The sequence below is a fragment of the Actinomadura sp. BRA 177 genome (assembly GCF_013372625.1).
GTDB lineage: Bacteria > Actinomycetota > Actinomycetes > Streptosporangiales > Streptosporangiaceae > Spirillospora.
Genome location: NZ_JABXFD010000016.1, coordinates 1 through 445, shown reverse-complemented (window position 1 = coordinate 445; position 445 = coordinate 1). Strand labels below are relative to the sequence as shown.

The following is a 445-nucleotide window of genomic DNA, read 5'->3' as shown; positions in this document are numbered from 1 at the left end:
CCCGGCAGCTGCTCGTCCGGGACGGGGGCCTCCCCGCAGGCCGCGCAGTGGTGGATGGGGAGCGGGCGGCACCAGAACCGCCGCCGCGACACCACCCAGCAGCGCAGCCGGAAGTTGTCGGACGCGGGTCGGGTTCCGCGGGACGCCATGATCTCGGTGATGCGGGCGATGCCGTCGGCCGTGGTCAGCCCGTCGATCGGCCCGGAGTTGACGACGGCGCCGTCGCCGGGGGTGGCGACGCCGGTCTCGGCGGGGTCGGGCCGCCCGGTCTCGACGCCGACGCGGACGGGCAGGCCGAACTTCAGCGCGAAGTCCACGCCGCGCTGGTCGTGCGCCGGGCCGGGCATGACCTCGCCCTGCCCGTACTCGCCAAGCACGGCCACGGGGGCCCAGTCCGGAAGCCACTCCCAGCCCACCCAGGTGACCGCGGAACACCCCAGCAACA

At 75.5% G+C, this 445-nt stretch carries 1 pseudogene; it reads right to left on the bottom strand.

The features are described 5' to 3' along the window. Positions 1-445 (bottom strand): annotated as a pseudogene (locus HUX53_RS00060) (leucine--tRNA ligase); the annotation flags it as partial.